We start from the raw sequence: 236 nt of genomic DNA on the forward strand, positions 1-236 counted from the left end.
TGAAGTTGACGTTGCACGCACCCAATTTGATGTTTTCGCGACTCATATAAGTCTCCTATTGCTCTAGTCGGTAACAGCTAAATTCAAGGCGAAAAGCGAACTCAAACAGACCTCCATTGGAGATGGGGTAAGTGGTGGGTTCGCTGATTGGCCTGACGTGATTGAAGTGATAATCACCAAACCGCTGATTCGTCACATTCAAAACCTTCATTGCCTTCTGGCACAACGCGAAACCC

Annotated in this window: 1 protein-coding gene; it reads right to left on the reverse strand. The window is 46.6% G+C overall.

Annotation, left to right across the window (positions count from 1 at the left end; all coding sequences use genetic code 11):
* Positions 1 to 55 precede the first annotated feature (55 nt).
* Positions 56 to 236 (reverse strand): hypothetical protein (locus tag R0J88_RS23485; RefSeq protein WP_410901388.1); only part of this gene is annotated, 181 nt, incomplete at its 5' end.

It is taken from the genome of Pseudoalteromonas sp. SIMBA_162 (genome assembly GCF_046535955.1).
GTDB classification, from domain to species: domain Bacteria; phylum Pseudomonadota; class Gammaproteobacteria; order Enterobacterales; family Alteromonadaceae; genus Pseudoalteromonas; species Pseudoalteromonas marina.